27 protein-coding genes are annotated in these 20042 nt (G+C 68.1%); 17 read left to right on the top strand and 10 right to left on the bottom strand.

All coding sequences use genetic code 11. The annotated features are described in order from the left end of the window. The first annotated feature begins 43 nt into the window (after positions 1–43). Positions 44–661, top strand: a complete 618-nt coding sequence (locus NAM01S_RS11250; RefSeq protein ID WP_253798769.1) for a GTP cyclohydrolase II — start codon at positions 44–46, stop codon at positions 659–661. Between the two features lie 162 nt (positions 662–823). Further along, the gene (locus tag NAM01S_RS11255) at positions 824–2656 is read left to right on the top strand and encodes an AMP-dependent synthetase/ligase (RefSeq protein WP_067783462.1); all 1833 of its coding nucleotides are present in this window, start codon (positions 824–826) and stop codon (positions 2654–2656) included. Between the two features lie 64 nt (positions 2657–2720). Here NAM01S_RS11255 and NAM01S_RS11260 read toward each other — a convergent pair whose 3' ends face one another. Continuing rightward, positions 2721–3245 (bottom strand): YbhB/YbcL family Raf kinase inhibitor-like protein, encoded by a 525-nt coding sequence (locus NAM01S_RS11260; protein WP_067783465.1) that lies wholly within the window; start codon positions 3243–3245, stop codon positions 2721–2723. 31 nt (positions 3246–3276) lie between these two features. Then, entirely contained in the window at positions 3277–4638 is a 1362-nt protein-coding gene (locus NAM01S_RS11265) for a M20/M25/M40 family metallo-hydrolase (protein ID WP_084482837.1), read from the bottom strand. A 317-nt stretch (positions 4639–4955) separates the two neighbouring features. Here NAM01S_RS11265 and NAM01S_RS11270 point away from each other — a divergent pair, with 317 nt between their 5' ends. Continuing rightward, positions 4956–5462: a CD225/dispanin family protein gene (locus NAM01S_RS11270; RefSeq protein ID WP_084482839.1), complete on the top strand. Its 507-nt coding sequence runs from the start codon at positions 4956–4958 to the stop codon at positions 5460–5462. Beyond that, positions 5459–5881 carry a DUF2752 domain-containing protein gene (locus tag NAM01S_RS11275; protein WP_067783471.1) on the top strand — a complete coding sequence of 141 codons (423 nt, stop codon included), beginning with the start codon at positions 5459–5461 and terminating at the stop codon, positions 5879–5881. The genes NAM01S_RS11270 and NAM01S_RS11275 overlap by 4 nt, the downstream gene beginning before the upstream one ends. Before the next feature lie 2 nt (positions 5882–5883). Here the strand turns inward: NAM01S_RS11275 and NAM01S_RS11280 are convergent, their stop codons facing one another. Together NAM01S_RS11280 and NAM01S_RS33940 are read right to left on the bottom strand one after the other, a co-directional pair. Next, positions 5884–6915, bottom strand: coding sequence for a cytochrome P450 (locus NAM01S_RS11280; RefSeq protein WP_067783474.1), 1032 nt, complete (start codon positions 6913–6915; stop codon positions 5884–5886). Between the two features lie 220 nt (positions 6916–7135). Next, entirely contained in the window at positions 7136–7927 is a 792-nt protein-coding gene (locus NAM01S_RS33940; protein WP_084482878.1) for an alpha/beta fold hydrolase, read from the bottom strand. A 170-nt stretch (positions 7928–8097) separates the two neighbouring features. Between NAM01S_RS33940 and NAM01S_RS37255 the strand changes: the two genes are divergently transcribed. Continuing rightward, a complete protein-coding gene (locus NAM01S_RS37255; RefSeq protein WP_373862662.1) occupies positions 8098–8616 on the top strand; it encodes a TetR/AcrR family transcriptional regulator in 519 nt (172 codons plus the stop codon). Positions 8617–8885: 269 nt separating this feature from the next. Here the strand turns inward: NAM01S_RS37255 and NAM01S_RS11295 are convergent, their stop codons facing one another. The 3 genes from NAM01S_RS11295 to NAM01S_RS33950 all read right to left on the bottom strand — a co-directional run bounded on the left by NAM01S_RS11295 (position 8886) and on the right by NAM01S_RS33950 (position 10786). Next, entirely contained in the window at positions 8886–9218 is a 333-nt protein-coding gene (locus tag NAM01S_RS11295; RefSeq protein WP_169810837.1) for a hypothetical protein, read from the bottom strand. Between the two features lie 85 nt (positions 9219–9303). Beyond that, entirely contained in the window at positions 9304–9738 is a 435-nt protein-coding gene (locus tag NAM01S_RS11300; protein WP_218018383.1) for a T6SS immunity protein Tdi1 domain-containing protein, read from the bottom strand. Positions 9739–10447: 709 nt separating this feature from the next. Then, positions 10448–10786 (bottom strand): helix-turn-helix domain-containing protein, encoded by a 339-nt coding sequence (locus tag NAM01S_RS33950; RefSeq protein ID WP_084482843.1) that lies wholly within the window; start codon positions 10784–10786, stop codon positions 10448–10450. Here NAM01S_RS33950 and NAM01S_RS34960 point away from each other — a divergent pair. From NAM01S_RS34960 to NAM01S_RS11355, 11 genes are all read left to right on the top strand, one after another. After that, the gene (locus tag NAM01S_RS34960) at positions 10734–10907 is read left to right on the top strand and encodes a hypothetical protein (protein WP_157107700.1); all 174 of its coding nucleotides are present in this window, start codon (positions 10734–10736) and stop codon (positions 10905–10907) included. The two genes, NAM01S_RS33950 and NAM01S_RS34960, sit on opposite strands and share 53 nt — an antisense overlap. Positions 10908–11310: 403 nt before the next feature. Next, complete coding sequence (locus NAM01S_RS11310; protein ID WP_067783961.1) at positions 11311–11916, top strand: hypothetical protein; 606 nt, start codon at positions 11311–11313, stop codon at positions 11914–11916. A 5-nt stretch (positions 11917–11921) separates the two neighbouring features. Further along, positions 11922–13163 (top strand): SRPBCC family protein, encoded by a 1242-nt coding sequence (locus tag NAM01S_RS11315; protein WP_067783488.1) that lies wholly within the window; start codon positions 11922–11924, stop codon positions 13161–13163. Next, on the top strand, positions 13160–13558 hold the full coding sequence (gvpJ, locus tag NAM01S_RS11320) for a gas vesicle protein GvpJ (RefSeq protein ID WP_067783491.1): 399 nt from the start codon (positions 13160–13162) through the stop codon (positions 13556–13558). The genes NAM01S_RS11315 and gvpJ (NAM01S_RS11320) overlap by 4 nt, the downstream gene beginning before the upstream one ends. Continuing rightward, positions 13558–14349 (top strand): GvpL/GvpF family gas vesicle protein, encoded by a 792-nt coding sequence (locus NAM01S_RS11325; protein ID WP_067783494.1) that lies wholly within the window; start codon positions 13558–13560, stop codon positions 14347–14349. The genes gvpJ (NAM01S_RS11320) and NAM01S_RS11325 overlap by 1 nt, the downstream gene beginning before the upstream one ends. A 3-nt stretch (positions 14350–14352) precedes the next feature. Further along, complete coding sequence (locus tag NAM01S_RS11330; RefSeq protein ID WP_067783497.1) at positions 14353–14589, top strand: gas vesicle protein GvpG; 237 nt, start codon at positions 14353–14355, stop codon at positions 14587–14589. A 19-nt stretch (positions 14590–14608) separates the two neighbouring features. Next, the gene (gene gvpO / locus NAM01S_RS11335; protein WP_067783500.1) at positions 14609–14935 is read left to right on the top strand and encodes a gas vesicle protein GvpO; all 327 of its coding nucleotides are present in this window, start codon (positions 14609–14611) and stop codon (positions 14933–14935) included. Beyond that, complete coding sequence (gvpJ, locus tag NAM01S_RS11340; protein ID WP_067783503.1) at positions 14932–15327, top strand: gas vesicle protein GvpJ; 396 nt, start codon at positions 14932–14934, stop codon at positions 15325–15327. Before gvpO ends, gvpJ (NAM01S_RS11340) begins: the two co-directional genes overlap by 4 nt. Next, on the top strand, positions 15320–16111 hold the full coding sequence (locus tag NAM01S_RS11345; protein ID WP_067783506.1) for a GvpL/GvpF family gas vesicle protein: 792 nt from the start codon (positions 15320–15322) through the stop codon (positions 16109–16111). Before gvpJ (NAM01S_RS11340) ends, NAM01S_RS11345 begins: the two co-directional genes overlap by 8 nt. Then, positions 16108–16329 carry a gas vesicle protein gene (locus NAM01S_RS11350; RefSeq protein WP_067783509.1) on the top strand — a complete coding sequence of 74 codons (222 nt, stop codon included), beginning with the start codon at positions 16108–16110 and terminating at the stop codon, positions 16327–16329. The genes NAM01S_RS11345 and NAM01S_RS11350 overlap by 4 nt, the downstream gene beginning before the upstream one ends. Then, entirely contained in the window at positions 16322–16615 is a 294-nt protein-coding gene (locus NAM01S_RS11355) for a gas vesicle protein K (RefSeq protein ID WP_067783512.1), read from the top strand. The genes NAM01S_RS11350 and NAM01S_RS11355 overlap by 8 nt, the downstream gene beginning before the upstream one ends. Here NAM01S_RS11355 and NAM01S_RS11360 read toward each other — a convergent pair. Next, entirely contained in the window at positions 16554–17834 is a 1281-nt protein-coding gene (locus NAM01S_RS11360; RefSeq protein ID WP_067783515.1) for an MFS transporter, read from the bottom strand. The two genes, NAM01S_RS11355 and NAM01S_RS11360, sit on opposite strands and share 62 nt — an antisense overlap. A 114-nt stretch (positions 17835–17948) precedes the next feature. Here NAM01S_RS11360 and NAM01S_RS11365 point away from each other — a divergent pair, with 114 nt between their 5' ends. Continuing rightward, positions 17949–18425, top strand: a complete 477-nt coding sequence (locus NAM01S_RS11365) for a winged helix-turn-helix transcriptional regulator (protein WP_067783963.1) — start codon at positions 17949–17951, stop codon at positions 18423–18425. Positions 18426–18501: 76 nt separating this feature from the next. Here NAM01S_RS11365 and NAM01S_RS11370 read toward each other — a convergent pair whose 3' ends face one another. Then, positions 18502–19458 carry an alpha/beta fold hydrolase gene (locus NAM01S_RS11370; RefSeq protein ID WP_067783518.1) on the bottom strand — a complete coding sequence of 319 codons (957 nt, stop codon included), beginning with the start codon at positions 19456–19458 and terminating at the stop codon, positions 18502–18504. A 128-nt stretch (positions 19459–19586) separates the two neighbouring features. Then, positions 19587–20039 carry a VOC family protein gene (locus NAM01S_RS11375; protein WP_067783521.1) on the bottom strand — a complete coding sequence of 151 codons (453 nt, stop codon included), beginning with the start codon at positions 20037–20039 and terminating at the stop codon, positions 19587–19589. Positions 20040–20042 lie beyond the last annotated feature (3 nt).

Consider the following 20042-nt stretch of genomic DNA (forward strand, 5'->3'; position numbering starts at 1 on the left):
GCATCGTCTGACTCGCAAGGGGCGCGAACTCCGCGTTCGAGTCATGGCGATACCCGGCGCCGAGGACGGCGGGCACGCCATGATCTTCGGTCCGATCGCCGATGGCTGCCTGGTGCGCATCCATTCGCGCTGCCTGTACGGCGACGCGCTGCGCTCCGACGATTGCGATTGCGGGCCCGAACTCGATCTGTCGATGGACATGATCCAGGACGCCGGGTGCGGGGTGCTCGTTTATCTCGAACAGGAGGGCCGCGGCGCCGGATTGGTCGACAAGGCACGGGGATTGCGCACCAGCGAGGTGTTCGGCCTGGACACCTTCGACAGCTACGAGCGGCTCGGACTCTGCGCCGACACCCGTTCCTACGAGAACGCGGCCAACGCGCTGCTGCATCTCGGTCTGCGATCGGTGCGGCTGCTGACCAACAACCCGGACAAGGTGCGCGCGCTGACCGATCTCGGCATCGCGGTCACGGTGGTGCCGTTGGTGACTCGGCCGCGCAGCGAACGCGCCCGCCGGTATTTGGAAGCCAAGCGACGCAGGCGCGGTCACACGATCCCGGACGAGAGCGCGTCCTGGCAGGCGCTCGGCAGTGCGGTGTGGCGATCGCGGTGGCGCGGGTCCGCGCCGGGTTGTTGGTGGCGTCGGTTGCTCGCGCTGTAAAGGCCGTCACTTTTGCCCGGGTCTGGCTACCATGAGTGAGCCGCGCCACTCGTTGACGCCACATCCGGCGAGAAGATGACATAGAGTCTGGCGCATTGCGTCAGCGGTTGGCGCCGAGCGCATCGGGTCGGTTCACCGACAGGATCATCGGGAACAGGGAAAATGAGCACTACAGAAATCGGTTTCGCACACGAATCAGGCAAGACGGTCTACACCGTTCCCGAGGCGTTCCAGGAGACCATCAAGCTGCGGCCGGAAGCGGTCGCGTTGCGCACGGTCGGCGGGACGACGGAGATCAGCTGGCGGGAGTACGGCCGACGGGTCGAATCGATCGCGGCAGGCCTCGCGGCACTCGGCGTGAGCCGCGGCGACACCGTCGGGATCATGCTCACCAACCGGCCCGAATTCAACCTCGTGGACACGGCCGCCCTGCACCTGGGCGCGACACCGTTCTCGATCTACAACACCAGCTCCCCCGAACAGATCACCCATCTGTTCACCAATGCCGAGAACAAGGTCGTCGTCACCGAACGCGCGTTCCTCGACACGATCGACGCCGCGGGCGTCGAACTCGCGCACACCGTCGTCGTGGACGGCCCGGCCACCGGCGCGATCACCCTGGAGGAGGTCGAGGCCAACCCGGCCGCCGACTTCGATTTCGCCGCCGCCTGGCAGGCCGTGGAGCCGGGCGATCTGGCCACCCTGATCTACACCTCGGGCACCACCGGCCCGTCCAAGGGCGTGGAGATCACCCACCGCAACGTGCTCGCCCAGATCATCGCGCTGGTCAACGGCGCGCTGCCGGTGGGCTACGACGACCGCGCCATCTCCTACCTGCCCGCGGCGCACGTCGCGGACCGCATTTCCGGGCACGCCATCAGCCTGCTGACCGGCATCCTCATCACCTGCGTTCCGGATCCGCGCGAGATCGCCGCGGCGCTGCCCGACGCCCGCCCGACCGTCTTCTTCGGCGTTCCCCGGGTGTGGCAGAAGATCAAGGCGGGCATCGACGGCAAGCTGGCCACCGAACCGAGCCCGGTCAAGCGGTCCCTCGCGACCTGGGCCATCGGCACCGGTGTCGCCGCCGCGCGCGCCGACCTCGCGGGCAAGAGCCGCGGCCCGGTGCTCGGGTTGCAGTACAAGATCGCCGACGCGCTGGTGCTGTCGAAGCTGCGCCACGCGCTCGGCTTGGACAACCTGAAGGTCGCCGCCTCGGGCGCGGCCGCCATCCCGCCGGAGACCCTGGAGTACTTCCTCGGCCTCGGCTTCACCGTCACCGAGGTGTGGGGCATGTCGGAGACCACCGGCGTCGCGACCTACACCGAGCTGGACAAGCCGCGCCCCGGTTCGGTCGGTCGCGCGGTGGACGGGCTCGAGCTGCGCCTCGGCGAGGACGGCGAGCTGCTGGTGCGCGGTCCGATCGTCACGCCGGGCTACCGCAAGCAGCCCGACAAGACCAAGGAGGCGCTCGACTCCGACGGCTGGCTGTCCACCGGCGACGTGGCGACCATCGACGCCGACGGCTACGTGCGGATCGTGGACCGCAAGAAAGAGCTCATCATCAACGAGGCGGGCAAGAACATCTCGCCGACCAACATCGAGAACGCGGTGAAGGCGGCGTCCTCGCTGGTGGGTCAGGTGGTGGCGATCGGCGAGGCCAAGCCCTACATCTCCGCGCTGATCGTGCTCGACCCCGATACCGCCGCCATCCGCGCCAAGGAGATCGGCGCGCCCGCCGAGGATCTCGCCGCGCTGGCCACCCGCAAGGAGATCGTCGACGAGGTGCTCGCCGCGGTCGAGGCCGGTAACCGCAAGCTCTCGCGCGTCGAGCAGATCAAGCGCTTCACCATCGTCGGCAAGCCGTGGGAGCCGGGCGGCGACGAGCTGACCCCGACCATGAAGCTCAAGCGCAACCCGATCGCGGCGAAGTACGCCGAGGAGATCGCCACGCTGTATGTCACCCCGCTGCCCGAGACGGTCGTCAACGTCTCCTGAGTCGTGCTGGAAGAACTGTGGCCCCGAGCGGAAAGCTCGGGGCCACGGTCGTTTTCGCGCCGGACTACTGCTCGTAGGTGCCGATCAGGGTGGCGCGGGCCAGGGTGTGCGAGAACAGGTTGAAGCCCAGGAAGGCGGGCGACGCGTCGGCCGGGACGCCGAGGCTCTCCACGTCCACCGCGTGCACCACGATGAAGTAGCGGTGCGGGCCGTGGCCGGGCGGCGGTGCGGCGCCGACGAATCCGGCGAAGCCACCGTCGTTGCGCAGGGTCACCGCGCCCGCGGGCAGCGAACCGCCCTCGCTGCCCGCGCCGCTGGGCAGCGAGGTGACCGACGCGGGGATGTCGGCGACGGCCCAATGCCAGAAGCCCGAGGCCGTCGGAGCGTCGGGGTCGTAGACGGTGACGGCGAAACTCTTGGTCTCGGCCGGGAATCCGGACCAGGACAGCTGCGGGGAGATGTCCTTGCCCCCGGCGCCGAACACGCCGCTGACCTGATCGTTGCCGAGCGGGCTTCGGTCGGTGACGTCCTCGGAGGTGAGGGTGAACTCGGGGACCTGCGGTAGTGCGTCGTACGGGTTGTAGGTCATGGTTCCTCTTTTCGGAGCCGTGGTGTGCGGATCAGCTGTGCAACAGGAAGTGTTCCAGTACGCGGGTGCCGAACTCGAGGGCGTCCACCGGAACACGTTCGTCCACGCCGTGGAACAGGGCGCTGAAGTCCAGTTCCGGCGGCAGCCGCAGCGGTGCGAAACCGAAACAGCGAATTCCCAGGCGGGCGAAGGCTTTCGCGTCCGTGCCGCCGGACAGCATGTAGGGCACCGTGCGGCCCTGCGGGTCGTTGGCCAGGATCGCGTCGTTCATAGCGTCGACCAAGTGCCCGTCGAAAGTGGTCTCGTAGGAGTCGAGTTTGGTGATCCACTCGCGTTCGACATCGGGGCCGATCAGCTCGTCCACCTCGCGTTCGAAGGCGGCTTGGCGGCCCGGCACCACCCGGCAGTCCACCACCGCCTCCGCGGTCTGCGGAATGACGTTGGCCTTGTAACCGGCCTGCAGCATGGTGGGATTGGCGGTGTCGCGCAGGGTCGCGCCGATGATGCGGGAGATGGTGCCCAGCTTGGCTAGTTGTCCCTCGATGTCCGGGCTCTCCGGGTCGAAGGGGATGCCGGTCTCCTCCGAGACCGCGGCGAGGAACTCGGTCACCGAATCCGAAAGCACTAGCGGGAAGGTGTGTTTGCCGAGGCGAGCCACCGCGTCGGCCAGGATGGTGACCGCGTTGTCCTCGTGCAGGAACGAGCCGTGTCCGGCGCGGGCCTTGGCGCGCAGGCGCGTCCAGCCCAGCCCCTTCTCGGCGGTCTCGACCAGGTAGAGCCTGCGCTCACCGCCGTCGCGGCGCGGCACCGTCAGCGAGAAGCCGCCGACCTCCCCCACCGCCTCGGTGACGCCGTCGAACAGGTCGGGGCGGTTGTCCACCAACCAGTGCGAGCCCCACTTGCCGCCGTTCTCCTCGTCGGCGAGGAAGGCGAAGACGATGTCGCGCGGCGGCACCGTGCCGTCGACCTTGAACTGGCGGGCCACTGCCAGCATCATGCCGACCATGTCCTTCATGTCGATGGCGCCGCGACCCCAGACGTAGCCGTCGCGCACCGCGCCGGAGAACGGGTGCACGCTCCAGTCCGACGCCTCGGCGGGCACCACGTCCAGATGCCCGTGCATCAGCAGCGCGCCCCTGCTGGAATCGGCGCCCTTCAGCCGCGCGAAGACGTTGCCGCGGCACGGCGCACCGGATTCCACGTACTCGGTGGTGTATCCGACCTGGTGCAGTTGATCGGCCACCCACTGGGCGCATTCGCGCTCACCCTTCGTGGTGGCCAGATCGCCGGTGTTCGAGGTGTCGAACCTGATCAGGCGACTGACCAACTCGACGACCTCGTCCACCGCGCGAGATCTGCTGTTCGGACCGGAGCCTTCGTCGTTGACGGACACGTCCCCTTTCCTACCACTCGTCGCCGGTGCCGCGCTTCGCCCCCGCGCCGCGAGTCCGTGCGCGACGCGGCGTGGCGTGCGCGATCGCGGCGCCTCGGGTTAGCGATCAGCGTGCGGCAAACCCGTGCCCGCCGGGGCCGAAACCCGCTGTCGGCGGGTGGAACCGCCGCGGACGGCCGACAGGAACGGGCGGATTCGACCCACTACACTGCCGGAGACCTGGTCGACAGACTGTCAAGGTCGTTCGGGGGGCGCGCTCGGAGTTCCACCGAAATCAGGCCCGCGCTCGCCGAGCGTCGACGACAAGTGAGGAATTGATGACGTACCCCCCGCCCCAGCCCGGCTTCGACCCGTACAAGCAGTCCGACCCGTACGCCCAGCAGCAGCCGCAACCGGCGAGCGACCCCTACGCGCAGCAGCCCGGCTACCCTGCCGCGCCGGGGTATCCCGGAGCTCCGGGTTACCCTGCCGCGCCCGGCTACCCCGCGGCGCCGGGTTATCCGGCCGCCGGCGGCTATCCGCCCGCCCCGGGCTACCCGGCCGCTCCCGGTTACGGCCCCGGCTACAACCCGGGAACGCCGCCGGAGAACAACATGGTGTGGGCGATCCTGGCGACCGTGTTCTGCTGCCTCCCGTTCGGCATCGTCGCGATCATGAAGGCGGCCAACGTCAACAGCCTGTGGGCGCAGGGGCAGGCCGCCGAGGCCTACCGTGCCGCCGAGGACGCCAAGAAGTGGACGATGATCTCCGCGGTGTGCGGCGTGATCGTCTTCGTGATCGCCCTCGTCGCCAACATCGCGCTCATCGGAGCCTCCGGGGTGTGAGCACGCCGGTCTCCGTCTCGCACCGGCTGGCCGCGCCCGTCGCGGTCGCCGGTGCGGGCGCACTGGTCTGTGCCGCCGTGCTGTGGGCCGATCCCACCACGCCAGGCGGTGTCATCCCGGTTTGTCCGTCCAAGGCGCTGTTCGGCATCAACTGTCCCGGCTGCGGCAGTTCCCGCATGCTGTATTCGCTGCTGCACGGCGATCTGCCCGCGGCGCTGCACTACAACGCCCTCGGCCTGCTCGCGTTGCTCGCGCTGGTCGGCACGTTCGTCTTCTGGACGCGCGACCGTGTCCGCGGCCGCGACTCGGTGCGCTGGTATCAGTACCGCACCGCCCCGCACATCACCCTCGCCTTGGTGCTCGGCTGGCTGGTGCTGCGCAATATCCCGGTCGCGCCCTTCACCGGTCTGCGCGTCTGAGTTCAGGTGCGCGGTGTCGCCGTCATCGGCACCGGTCCGTCCGGCCCGCCGGTGAACGACAGCGCCCGCCGGATCGGTTCCTCGGTCGCCAGGTCCAGATCCATGCGCTGCGCCAGAACCGCGAGTGACAGCACCATTTCCATCGTCGCGAAGTTCTGCGCGATGCAGATGCGTTTGCCCGCACTGAAGGCCAGCGATCCGTGCCTGCGTTCGGTGGTCAGGTTCTCCGGCAGGTGCCGCGACGGGTCGAAGCGCTCGGGGTCGGGCCAGACCGACGCGTTGTGGTGCACGCCGTGCAGGCTGATCACCACCGTTGTGCCCGGCTCGATCCGATAACCGGCCAGCACGTCCGGTCCCTTGGCGACCCGGGTCAGGCCGATGATCGGCGGGTACAGCCGCATCGATTCGGCGAGAACGGCTTTGGTCCACACCAGCTTGTCCACATCGGCGGCCTCGGGCGTGCGCTCGCCGAGTACGGCGCGCAGTTCCTCGCGCATTCTGTCGCGGACCTCGGGATGCTCGGCGAGTAGTTTCCAGGTCCAGGTCAGCGCGGTCGCCGAGGTCTCCATCCCGGCGCCGATGAAGGTCATCAGCTCGTCGTGGATCTCGGTGTCGCTGTATGCGTGTCCGGTTTCCGGGTCGCGCGCCTGCATCAGCAGGCCGAGCAGATTGTCCTTGCGCGCGATGCGGCCGCCGCGGTGATCGGCGACGAGGGTGTCCACCGCCCGCTCGATTCGGCGTAGCTCGAGCATGATGTGCGGTGCGGTCAGCCAGGTCAGATAACGCATGGCGCGGAGGGGAATGCGTGAACCGGCGCGCCGCTCCTCGGGTGTCGTGCACCGGACAACAAACGTCGACAGCGCGCGCAGCGGCCTGCTGATGTTGGTGGCGAAGCCGACGCCGAAGAACTTCAGCAGGTTCGTCAGCCGGATCTGGGAGATGGGGCCGGACAGGTCGGTGCCGAACATGGTGCGCGCCACGATGTCCAGGGTCAGCCGGTTCATCTCGGTGCCGATGTTCGTCAGCCACAACAACTTTGACGACGCCGCCTATCCCTGTCCGGCGTGGGCTGACGACCGATCCGGGAGCGGTGGTCCCCATAAGCCGCGATTGCCAACCGCGTTGGATCGACATGACCGATTCGTTTCGCATCGATCTAGAAGGCATTGTCCGACAACGTTTCTCGGCTGGCACGGCGAAGCCGACGACGGGCTGCGTAGATCACGCCGCCGGTGAGCCAATCGTCGACCACAGTCAGCGGTAAGGGCGTGCACGCGGGGCAGGCGGTCGAGCAGATTCCCCGCCGGGGTGCCTGATGCTTTCGACCCCCAGCGTCCGCTGGAGTTCGAAGGCTTGGCGAACGGCGTCGTCGTCCAGACAGGCGTCGGCGTGCGCTGCGATGATCCTTGCGAGCTCCGCCGGGGCCTCTTGGGCGACGAGGTGGCCGGCTGAGGCGACTCGAATTGTCGTGACTCGTCGGTTTGCCGCGTGGAGACGATGTATGTCGGCGTCCTCGAGCGGAGAGCAGCCACCACGCACGAGCAGGATGGGAAGATCCAGCGCGCCGATCGTGGCGAGCAAGTCGGGCCCGGCCGCAAGGATGTCTTCGGTGAGATCGACGAAGCGATTGCCGAGCTCCTGTTGGCGAAGCCAGGTCCGCACCCGACGCGGGTCTGGGTCGGGAACGACGTCCACGAGCACCAGGCCGACGACCTGTGACCGCGTCGCAGGTTCAGCGAGCGCTGCGATGGCGGCAAAGCCGCCGAGGGATGCTCCTACGACCACGACGGGTGGCGAATCACGACGAATCAGCTCGGTGACGTCGTTGGCGATGGGCCGAAGCATGGTCGCTGTGCCAGAACTGTCGCCATGACCGCGGAGGTCGACTGCCACCGCGCGGTAACCACGCTCGTCGAGTCGCTCCGCGACAGGCGCCCATACACCGCGATGCTCTCCGCCCGCGTGGAGCAATAGAACGGTGGGCCCGTTGCCCGTGACGGTGGCGCGCAACGTGACGTCATCGAGAGCGATGTCTGTGTGTGTCATCCCGGCCCCTTTACCTTGGGATATCAAGGTGACGCTAGTCCTGCTAACTTGATCGGTCAAGGTAGAGTGGTGCCGTGAGCGGGCCAAGAGTGCGAAGGCGTCCCGAAGATGCGCGCCAGCTGATCCTCGAGGCTGCCGCGGCGCTACTCGCCGAGGGAGGCCCTTCGGCGGTGCAGGTTCGCGCTGTGGCTGCCCGAATCGGGATGACCGATGCCGGCGTAACGCATCACTTCGGAAATCGGGAGACGCTGCTCACCGAACTTCTCCGACACGGCGGTCGCCAACTCCGAACGGGCCTTGAAGAGGTCGTCTCCGCATGGATCGCTGACGCCGCAGAGCTCAACGAGCTCATCGGCTCCCTCCAGCGCTTCTATCAGCGCGGCTATGCCGACCTTGCGGTGGCCCTTCACGCTGCAGGATGGCGCGACCAAGGTAGTGGGATGTTGGATCCGATCGTCGACGCCCTACATCGGTTGCGACCGCGTGGGAGCTCCATCGATGAGACTCGACACGCAGTCGCGGCCCTTCATCAAGCGATGGCGCTCGACGTGTTGTACGGCCCCGACTTTCGGCGTAGCGCTGGTCTGACGGGAGCCTCGGCGACAGATCCGAGCGCGCACGCACGCTGGTGGACGCATCACCTCGAAGTCGGTCTCGGGCTCGGGTCACGCCCCCGCGAACTCTCCTGATCCACAATTGGCCAGGGATCCGACAGTGAGCAGCAGCAGATCACCACTCGCGCCCCAGCTTCCGCTCCACAACCGCCCAACGTCAGCAACCTCCGGGCGCGGAATCGGCAACACCGTCAGCAAGCAAGGTCGCGACATCGTGGCCGCCGGCCACCCCGGGTGCCGTTCGTCCTCACCTATCGAAAATCGCCGCGTTCGCCGACCAGGCTCATCCGACCCGGACCGCGCAGCGGATGCGGGGACGTAGCCCGGGTTCGATGCGATGAGCGTCAGCGCTTCTTGTCGGGCGATGGCAACCGCACCGCATCCCAGGGCACCCAGTGCCGCAGGGTCGTCTCGGTGAGCTTGTTGCGGGTTCGGTAGTCGACCGCGACCTCGGCGTACCAGGCGACATAGTGGCCGAGGTGCAGCCGCACCCAGCCGTACTGGGTCGCCTGGACCCACGGTTCTTGGAACCTCGGGTCCAGGCTGTTCGACGCGACGCCCAGCGATGGACGCTGCGGTCCCGGCCGGTTCGGCAGCAGCCAGATCCGCTTCGGATCGACCAACACGGGACGCGGTCGCGGCAGGCGCCGGACCGCCGACCAGCCATCCTCGCTCACCGTCGACCACCCGACCCGGCCGCGCCGCAATTCGAACACATGTTCCCATCATGTCACGAGTACGGACCGGTCGGAATGCCCCCCGCTACCGAAGTTGCTGAGCTTGCGCGACGAGCTCCAGGAACGTCCACAGCTCGCCGGTGTCGTAGGTGTCGGGCGCCTCGCTGCCGCCGAGGAACGGGTAGGGCGTCGCGATGTAGACCTGCTCCGGCGCGAGCGGCCCGAGCAGGTCGCGAATCCGCGCCACGTGCTCGGTGCGCAGCACGTGGTCGGCGAACCCCTGCTCGCGCAGCACCCGGTCCGCGAACTCGGCGGGATCGGCGAACGCGCCGTATCCCTTCGCGGCCGCGCGATAGGGATGCAGCACCGCGCACTCCCCCGACTGGCTGTTCACCAGGAACGTGTGCCCGAGATCCGAATACCCGAAAACGAGATCGAACTGTGGGAAGTGCGGCGCCCAGGCCGGCATCGCCTCGACCATCGGCCGCTGCCCGATCAACTGAAAACCCTCGACTGTCACGCACCGATCCAATCAGCCGAGACCGCCCGCTGTCTCCACGCCGCGCGGTTCGCTACCGCTCGGCGCGTCGGCCTTCAAAGGAGTCGACCGGATCCGCTCCCTGTGTGCTTCCTCCTCGCGAAACCAGCTGTCCCGGAATCGGCGGCGCTTTGTGCCGCCGCGCGGCGATGGTTCGGTGTACCGCTCCCGGTCCTTGCGGGTCGCGCGGCTGACAGTCGTTGGCCGCGAACACGATCGCGGGGTGTTTTGCGAATTGATGACGGGAATATGGAGATTGCGATCAAAAATCGCGAATTGTCTGCGCTGGCGGCGCTTGTCGAGTTATCGTCGGCAAGCTCACCGCCATTCCCGCGCAGATCGACGCGCCCGCGGCGAGCGCCCAGGTCAATGAACCCGTCAAGATCGCGACGCCGCAGGCCAGGGCCGTGGCGATGAGGGCGCACAGCACGGCCGTACCGCGCTCGATGCCGATTATTCGGCGAGCTCGGTCGTTCCGTGTAGTCATATCGTTGTAGTACCCAGAAGTCCCGTGATGAAAACGTGATTTCTTGTTTCCTTTCGCGTATCGGCGTTTTCGCGGGGTGTCGCAATCGCGCGGCTACGGCTTGCGCGAAAGCGGTTTCGTCCGTCGGGACTTGGTGAAATCGATCATGATCGCGTGCCGTGGCAAACCGAAACAAGCTGCGCCGGTACGTAACTCGCCGCCGGATCAGCCGGTGATCCGCTCGGCCCGCCTGCTCCTGACCGCGGTCGCGCGATAGTGCGCGGGCGGCACGCCGTAGCGCTGCACGAAGGACTGCCGCAGCGTCTCGGCCGAGCCGAAACCGCAGCGCGCCGCCACCGCGGCGATCGGCACGCCGGTACTCGCCAGCAACTGCGCCGCCGCCTCGAGCCGGGCTCGGCGCACGTACCGACCCGGCGTAAGCCCGACATGCTGGACGAACAACCGCGTGAGGTGTCGCGCGCTGGAGCCCTCCCGTGCGGCGAGCGCGGCCGTGGACAGATCGGCGGACAGGTTCGCGGCGATATGGGTCGCGACCCGTCGGATCGGCCACGGACTCTGGGACTTCGCGCATCACCGCGCCAATCGCGCCGTGGCGCGCTCGTTCGCGGAGTTCTGCGCGGTGGTCGACGTGCTGATCGGCGCCGCCGTCCTGCTCGTCCCATGAGTCGGTGGTGCGAACTGCCGTCGATGCGGCCGCGCACCGCAGCGTTCCAGTGCCCTCGGCAGCGGTGAATTCCGCTCGTTCGCAACTCTTTCGCCGCGACACGGCCGCCGTGCCGTAGCCGAAAGGCATCTGGCTATCTCACAGCTCATCCGCGGCATTCGATCGTTCGCTCGCGCACCCGCATCGTCGGCCAATCGCCCCTCGCGCGTGGTCGTGCGTTTCACATATCGGGATTGTCCGGCTTTTCGCAGGAAGAACGCGGTTACACCCGCCTCGTATTCGGCGTAGCGTCGAAGCCTAGGGGCGTGATGTGATCTGACCCACCTCTGAACCGCCGAGGCTATAACCGGGCTCCGTTTCGCACACGCGCTGATATCGAGCGAATGGCAAACCAGGAGTGACCATGAAGGGTGGAGCGAGGTTGGCGGCGGGGGTGGGGATCGGATACGTGCTGGGACGCACGCGCAAAATGCGGCTGGCGTTGGCGCTGGCGGGTGCGGGATTGAGCAGGCAGGCGGGGGGCCCGCAGGCCCTGCTGCAACGCGGAGCGTCGGTGCTCGGCTCGTCGAAGGAACTGACCAAGATCACCGACACGATTCGCGGCGAGTTGATGGACGCCGCGCGAGCCGCGGCCGTCAGCGCCGCGAGCAACCGCATCGATGCGTTGAACGCCCGCCTCCAAGCGGGCGGCCAGCCGCAGGAGGCGGAGGAAGACACCGCCGAGGACGAGCGCCCCGAAGACGCGGACCACTACGCCGAAGAGGACTACGAATCCGCCGAGGAAGACCAGGAGGACGAAGACGAGGAGGAGGCCGAGCCGGAGAAGGGCAAGAGGTCGTCGTCCACCCGCTCGCGGACGCCCACCCGTCGTCGGGCCACGGGGGCAGGCTCCAAGCGGACACCGGCCAAATCGTCCGGTTCGGGAGAAAGTAAGCCGACGGGCGCCGCACGGCGTAGAGCGCGTGCCGACAGCGCGGACAGCGCGCCGGTGCGTCGCACGAGGAGGTGAGGGCGATGACGAAAGCTCTCGAAGACGTCACCCGCAAGCTCGGTGAGACCGCGACCGATGCCGCGAGCCGGGCCAAGAAGGCGGCCGGGCCCGGTACGCCGCAGCAACAGTTGCAGGACTCGTTGCGGAATCTCACGGGAACCCTCGCCGAGCGTGCTCTCACCCGCGTCGCCGACCGGGTAGCCGGAACAGCCGATCGCCTCACCCAGGTGGCGGAGGGCGGCGGCGGCAACCTGCTGTCGGCGTTGACCGGGGTCGAGAAGCTCGCCGAAGGCAAGTCACCGATGTCCGCGGCGATGAGCGCGGGCATGGACAAGCTGAAGAGTTCCGCCACGGAGAAGTTCCAGGACGTCAAGGAATCCCTGACCGGAGGCGGCAAGGGCAGCGGCGGCAAGAAGCTCAAGTTGACCAATATCGTCGAGCACATCGATGTCGGTGTCCCGATCGACCTCGCCTACGACCAGTGGACCCAGTTCGCGGACTTCCCGAAGTTCATGAAGAAGGTCCAGCAGGTCGAGCAGGTCTCCGACGAGAAGCTCGAATGGTCCGGCAAGGTCTTCTGGTCCAAGCGGACCTGGAATTCCACCATCGTCGAGCAGGTGCCGTTCGAGCGGATCGTGTGGCGCTCCAAGGGCCACAAAGGCTATATCGACGGCGCGGTGACCTTCCACGAACTCACCCCCGACCTGACGCGGATCATGGTGGTCCTCGAGTACCACCCCGCAGGGCTCTTCGAGAAGACCGCCAACCTCTGGCGTGCGGCCGGTCGCCGGGTTCGGCTCGAGCTCAAGCATTTCCAGCGTCACGTCATGACCGAAAGCGTGCTGCACCCCGACGACATCGTGGGCTGGCACGGCGAAATCCGCGACAAGAAGGTGGTCAAGGACGACGAGACCGCCCGTCGTGAGGAGCAGGAAGAACACGAGGACGAGGAACGCGACGAGGCCGACGAAGGCGAGGAACCCGAGGAAGCCGAGGACGAAGAGGCGGACGAAGCCGAAGAGACAGACGAAGACGAAGAACCCGACGAGGACGAGGAACCCGACGAGGACGAAGACGAAGAACGCGACGAGGCCGACGAAGACGAGGAGTCCGAGGAAGACGAAGAGTCCGAGGAAGACGAGCGGCCCGCCCGTCGGCCCGCGGCGCGACGTCGCACTCCAGCGGCGAGTCGTCGCACCACATCAGGGAGCAGGCGCGGCGCCCCGGAACGCCGATCGACCGCGCGCAGGAGGCAAGAAGCATGACTATCGAACCCGCGGGTGGCGGGGGCGTAGCGGCTCGACCGAACTCTTCGGGCTTGGCCGACGTCATCGACACGATTCTGGACAAAGGGCTGGTCATCGACGCGTTCGTGCGCGTGTCGCTGGTCGGTATCGAACTGGTGACCATCGACGCCCGAGTCGTGGTGGCCAGCGTCGACACGTATCTGCGATTCGCCGAGGCCGTCAATCGACTGGAGATCTCCGACACCGAACCGAAGGGCCTGCCGGACCTGGTCGGTGAGGTCGCCAGCGGCGGAGCCAAGCACAAGACCCAGGGCGCGCTCGAGGCCGCAGGCGAGAAAGTCCTGAACTTCATGGACGACATCGAGGCGCGGCGCGAGAAGCAGAGCCGGTCGACGAAACGTAGGGAGGATTGATGTCCACCGAACAAGCGACCGAAGCGCGGGAGAAGGAAAGCGCCGGGCGTACCGCGGTGTACGTCTACGGCATCGTGCCCGCGGATGTGGAACCCGAGGAGCAGGCCTCCGGTGTCGGCGATCACGGCGTCACCGTGGTGCGCCACGGGGAGATCGGCGCGTTGGTCAGCGAGATCACGACCGACCGCCCGCTCGGCACCCCCGCCGACATGACCGCGCACGCGGAGCTGCTGGACGGCTCGGCCGCCGTGGTCCCGGTGCTGCCGCTGCGGTTCGGCGCCGTCATGTCCACCACGGAAGCGGTGGAGAAGGAACTGCTCGAGGCCCATCAGGACGAATTCCGCGCAGCGCTGGAGGAATTGGAGGGTCGCGCGCAGTTCGTGGTCAAGGGTCGCTACGTCGAGAAGACGATCCTGCGGGAACTGCTCGACGAGAACGCCGAGGCGGCTCGTTTGCGCGACGCGATCCGCGACAAGTCGGCGGATGCCACGCGGGACGCCAGGATGGCGCTCGGCGAGATCATCAACCAGGGCATCGAAGCGAAGCGCGCCCAGGACACCCAGCGGGTGCTCGACGCGCTGAACGAGCTGGAGCCTCTCGTCAACCAGCGGCCCCCGACCCACGAGCAGGACGCCGTGCACGTCGCGATCCTGGTGGAGGTGTCCAGGCAGGGCGACCTGGAGGACGCGCTGGCCCAGCTCGCCGACGAGTGGGACGACCGCGTGACCTTGTCGCTGCTCGGTCCGATGGCGGCCTACGACTTCGTGATGAAGCGCGCACCGGAGGGCTGACCGGTGGGTTTGATCTCGGCGATCGTCACGTTGCCGCTCGCGCCGGTTCGCGGCGTGATCTGGCTCGGTCAGGTCATCCAGGACGAAGTCGAACGGCAGCTGAACGATCCGGCGACCATCCGGCGTGAGCTCGAGGCGATCGACGAGGCCGCGGCGGCCGGCCAACTCTCGGAGGAAGAGCACAGGCAGGCCCAGCAGGCCGTCCTCGACCGGATGATGCGCCCGGGCGGCACCGGCTGACCGGAAGGGAGTGATCCGAGTGAGCGCCCGGAGAGCGGACGACGAGGCCGACGACGGCGGTGGCCGAGCGCAGTGCCGGACCGCCGCGCAGGCGGCCGCGGCGGCGATCGCGGAGCTGGCCGAGCTGACCTCGAAGCAGGCCGAGGGGGCGACCTCGGCCGAGCCCATCGAGGACGGCTGGCTGGTGGAGGTCGAGGTGCTCGAGGACCGTCGCATCCCCTCGTCGTCGGACATGCTCGCGCTCTACGAGGTGGAGCTCGATGTGGACGGGAATCTGGTGGCCTACCGCAGAACCCGGCGTTACAGCCGCGGCAGCACCGATATCGGCGCGAGGGGTGCGCCATGACCGTCGTGAACAGCGGATCATCGATGCCGGAGCCCTACGGCGGCGGCAACCGGTCGACGAACCTCGGCGACATCCTCGAGCGGGTCCTGGACAAGGGCTTGGTCATCGCGGGCGACATTCAGGTCAATCTGCTCGACATCGAACTGCTCACGATCAAGCTGCGGCTGGTGGTCGCGTCGCTGGAAACCGCCAAGGCGGTGGGCATCGACTGGTGGGAAACCGATCCCTGGCTCAACAGCAAGGCACGCGCCCTCGAACGGCAGGATCACGATCTCGAACTCGAGAACCAGAAGCTGCGCGATCGGATCGCGGAACTGGAGTCGCGAAAGGACATCGGCCGCAAGCCCATCGAGCGCGCACGCGAACGGGAGGAAGAGCGCGACCGTGACTGACGCCGACGGAGTCTGGCTGTACGCGGTGACCAGCGCCGCCGACCTCCGGGCAGACCTGGGTGAGCTGACCGGCGTTGCCGGGGAGCCGGTGCGCACGGTGGTCTCCGGCGATCTCGCGGCAGTGGTGGGATCGGTGCCGCTCGCGGTCTTCGGCGACGAGCCGCTGCGCCGGAATCTGGAGGATCTCACATGGCTGGAGGCGACGGCTCGGGCCCACGACGCCGTCGTCTCCGCGGTGGCGGGGCGGGGCGCGGCCGTCCCGCTGCGCTTGGCCGTCGTCTTCCTCGACGACGACCGAGTGCGCGGCATGCTCGACGAGCGCCGCACGGCCTTCGAGTCCGCGCTTGCCCTGATCAGGGGGCGGACCGAATGGGGCGTCAAAGCCTATGGGGACCGGGCCGCGCTCACGGCCGCGGTCGCCGAGGCCGAGCTGGCCGGGTCCGAAGGAGCCGGCTCTGGCACGGCCTATCTGCTTCGGCGCCGCGCCCAGTTGTCCGCGCGGGAAACCGTGGAACGCGACGCGGCCGAGCGCGCCGACCGGATCCACGAGCGCCTCGTCCGGCAGGCCGCAGCCGGTCGGCGTCAGCCGCTGACCGATCCGGTGCTGGACGGCCGCCGGGACTGGATGGTGCTCAACGGCACCTACCTCGTCGACGACGACCGCGCCGACGAATTCGCCGCGGCGGTCGAGGATCTCGGCAAGCAGTTCCCGGGCATCCGGCTCGAGCTCACCGGTCCGTGGCCACCGTACTCGTTCGCCGGTGCGGAACGGGAGGCGCGATGACGCGCACCGACAGCGAGCGACGTGTCGCGCTCATCGATCTGCTGGATCGGGTGCTCGCGGGTGGCGTCGTCGTCACCGGCGACATCAGGCTGTCCATCGCGGACGTCGACATGGTCCAGATCTCGCTGCGCGCCCTGATCTCCTCCGTCAGCACCATCTCCGCCAACCCGCTCTCGCCCGTGGCGCGGACCGCACTGGAACCGGCCAAGGATGACTGAATTCGACGGCATCTCACCGCGTATCGACGCCGACCCCGAATCCGTCGAACGCGGACTCGTCACGCTCGTGCTCACCCTGGTGGAGCTGCTGCGGCAGCTGATGGAGCGCCAGGCGCTGCGCCGCGTGGACGACGGCGACCTGAGCGAGGCGCAGATCGAACGCATCGGCACCACCCTCATGCTGCTCGAACAGCGCATGGACGAACTGCGCGAACACTTCGGTCTCACACCCGAGGACCTGAACATCGACCTCGGCCCCCTTGGCACGCTGCTGCCCGAGAGGTGAGCGGATCGGTTGTCGGCTCACGCCGCCACCGGTCGACGATCCACACCAGCGCGGCCAGGCCGGACAGAATCACCCCGAGCAGGCAGACCGCGCCCCACCCGGTCGCGCTGTACAGCGCGGTGGCGGCGATGGCTCCACCACCGGTGCCGAGCGAGTAGAAGACCATGTAGCTGCCGATCAGCCTGCTGCTCGCGGCCGGATCGATGGCGACGATCAGGTTCTGATTGGTCACGTGCAAGGCTTGCCCCGCGAAGTCGAGCGCGGCGACTCCGACGGCCAGCAGCAGCAACGAGTGCGGCGCGCCCCAGATGAACAGCCAGGACAGGGCCAGCACCGCCAGCGACCCAGCGCTGATCCACTGCCCGAGACCGCGATCCGCCCACCGCCCGGCGCGCGCTGCGCCGACAGCGCCCGCCGCGCCGACGATCCCGAACAGACCGATCTCCGCTTCGGACAGCCGCCACGGCGTCGCGGCCAGCGGCAGCGCCATCGAGCCCCACACCGCACCGAACGCGGCGAACATGAACAAGGCGATCAGGCTCCTGGCTCGGAAGACCGGCTCTCGGATGGTCAGCCGGACCACCGAGGTGATCAGGTCGCCGTAAGAAATCCTTTGTCGCGCAGCCGTATCCGAAGGCAGCGCGCGTGCAAGGGCGAAAGTCAGCGTCAGCATCAGCACCGCGGAGACCGCGAACACCGCGCGCCAGCCCGCCACCTCGGCGACGAGTCCGGAAACGGTACGCGCCAGCAGGATGCCGATCACCACCCCGCTCGTCACCGTACCCACGACCGCGCCGCGCCGCGCGGGCGCACTGAGCACCGCGGCATACGCGACGACGACCTGAACGACCACCGAGACCAGCCCGACCAGCGCGCAGGCGGCGAGGAAGACAACCGCACGGCCCGAGACCGCGATCACCACCGACCCGGCGCTCGCGACCGCCGCGAGCACAGTGATCAGCCTGCGCCGATCGAGCAGATCGCCGAGCGGAACGAGTAGCACAAGGCCGAGCAGGTACCCCGCCTGGGTGAGCGTGGTCACCAGGCCCAGTTGCCCGGAGTCGATGCCGAGATCGGCGCCTATGCCGTCAAGCAGCGGCTGGGCGTAGTACACGTTCGCCACCGAGATCCCGCAGGCCAGCGCCAGCAACACCGATAGTCGACTGTCGATTCCGTCGGATTCCGCAGCGGCCGAAGCCTTCTCGACCGATATGCCCATACCGACCTCTCCCCTCTGTGACACACCAAAGCGTCATGGTTTCGATTTGCAACCATCATGGACGTAATGGTTTCGATGTGCAACCATGGAGGTGAGTCCACCGAGGGAGAGTGCATGGGCAAGCCGCAGGCGAAGGATTGGACGGATCCGGAGTGCCCCGTCGCGCGCACGCTGGATCTGGTCGGCGACCGATGGTCCCTGTTGATCGTCCGCGATGCTTTCGACGGCGTTCGGCGCTTCGGGCAATTCCAGCGCAATCTCGGCATCGCGAAGAACATCCTCAGCGCCCGTCTACGAAATCTCGTCGACGCGGGCGTGCTGCGCGTCGAACCCGCGGCCGACGGAAGCAGATTCGAGGAGTACGTCCTCACCGCCGAGGGGCGGGACCTGTTCGATCTGATCGTCAGCCTCCGGCAATGGGGCCAGCGGCACGCCTTCTCCCCCGACGAGCCGCACTCGGTCCTGGTCGACACCGACTCCGGACGTCCACTGCCGACACTGCGCTTCACCACCCCGGACGGCCAGACCGTCGCACCGCAGCGCGTGCGCGTCCGGAAAGTCGCCGAAGGGAATTCGGGAAGCCGACCGTAGCCAGACGCTTCGCCGTTCGCGGCGCGGCGGCGATTCCTCCGCGGACAGCCGAGTTTCGGGTGAGCCGAGCGCGGGGCTAGGCGGCGAAAGCGAGGTCGGGATCCTCGTCCGACGGGGTGCCGCCCGCTCGCTCCAGTAGGCGGGCGAGCGCGTCGGCGACGTGGCGCGGCTGCTCGAGGATCACGGAGTGGCCCGCGCCCTCGACCATCACCAGGTCCGAGTATTCGATGGTGGCGGCCATCGCGACGGAGTGCGAGGGCGGCGTCATCAGGTCGGCCGAGCCGCACAGCACCAGCGTCGGGATCTTCGACAGGACGGCGAGCGCGTCGGTCTGGTCGTAGGCCATGAAGGCGCTCAGGAAGCTCGCCATCGTCACGACCGAAGTCTGATTGTGCATCGCGTTGGCGAGGGTCAGCACCCGGGGGCTGACCTTGCGATCGCCGAACTCGGCGGTGCGGATGAGAGGGGCGAAGACCTTGCAGGCCATGAGCTTCGCGTGGTGCATCAGGCTCGGCGCGCGCCGGACGGCGGCCTGGAACAGGGAGATGACCGGATTGCGCAGCAGACGGCCGAAGCCGGCGTCGGCGAGTCCGCTGGCCGCGGTCGCGATGAGCGCGGCGCCGACGACGCGAGTGCCGATCTCGTGCGGGTACAGGCTGGCGTAGGTCAGCGCGGTCATGCCACCCATGGAGTGACCGACCAGCACGACCGGCCCGGTGGGTGCGACGGCGTCGAGCACATCGCGCAGGTCGTGACCGAGCTGCTCGAGGTTGTAGGTCTGGCGCGAGGCGACGGCGGACTCGCCGTGGCCACGGTGGTCGTAGCAGACGAGCCTGCCGCCCGGATACCTGCGCATCAGCGCGTCACGGACGTAGGCCCAGGACGCGGTGCGCAGGCAATGTCCGTGCAGGAGCACGACGGTGAGCTCCGCGTCTCGCGGGCCGTATTCGCGAAGGGCGAGTCGCACACCGTCTCGGGTCGAGACCGTGGCACGACGACCCGCCGAGGTGGCGACTGTGCTGGGGATCGACATCGGAGGCTCCGGTTCGCTGGCGGTTACGTGTCCAACTGTCCGCCGGATCCGCCGCCGTTGTCAGTGCCCCGAGAGTTGAGGTCGCTTCCCCAAGGGGTGAACGCATCGCCACCTTGGTGGGATCGGGTCTACGCTGCGCAGAACTCGTTGCCTTCGGGATCCCGCATGACCCACCAGTGCCCGGCGGGTCCGTTGTCGAACTCGCGCACGCGGGTCGCGCCGAGCCCTTCCAGCCGAGCCACCAGACCCTCGAGGTCGCCCGACTCGCCGTGCACGTCGATATGCAGGCGGTTCTTGCCGGACTTCTCCTCGGGGACGTCCTGGAACAGCAGACGCCTGCCCCGCCCGACACCGCTGAGCGGATCGAACGGATCCTCCGGATGCCGGATCCCGGCCAGCCCACGGAAGATCTTGCGACCCCCGTGCTCGGCCACCGCGTCCTCGCCGAGATGACCCGCCGCGAGCAGCTGCTCGATGAGCGGGCTCGGGTCTTCCACCTCGTACCCCAGCGCCGCGGCCCAGAAGTCCGCGAGGGCGGGCGCGTTCTTGCTGTCGACGACGAGCTTCCAGTTCAATGCCACGCG

It is taken from the genome of Nocardia amikacinitolerans NBRC 108937, assembly GCF_001612615.1.
Lineage (GTDB): Bacteria > Actinomycetota > Actinomycetes > Mycobacteriales > Mycobacteriaceae > Nocardia > Nocardia amikacinitolerans.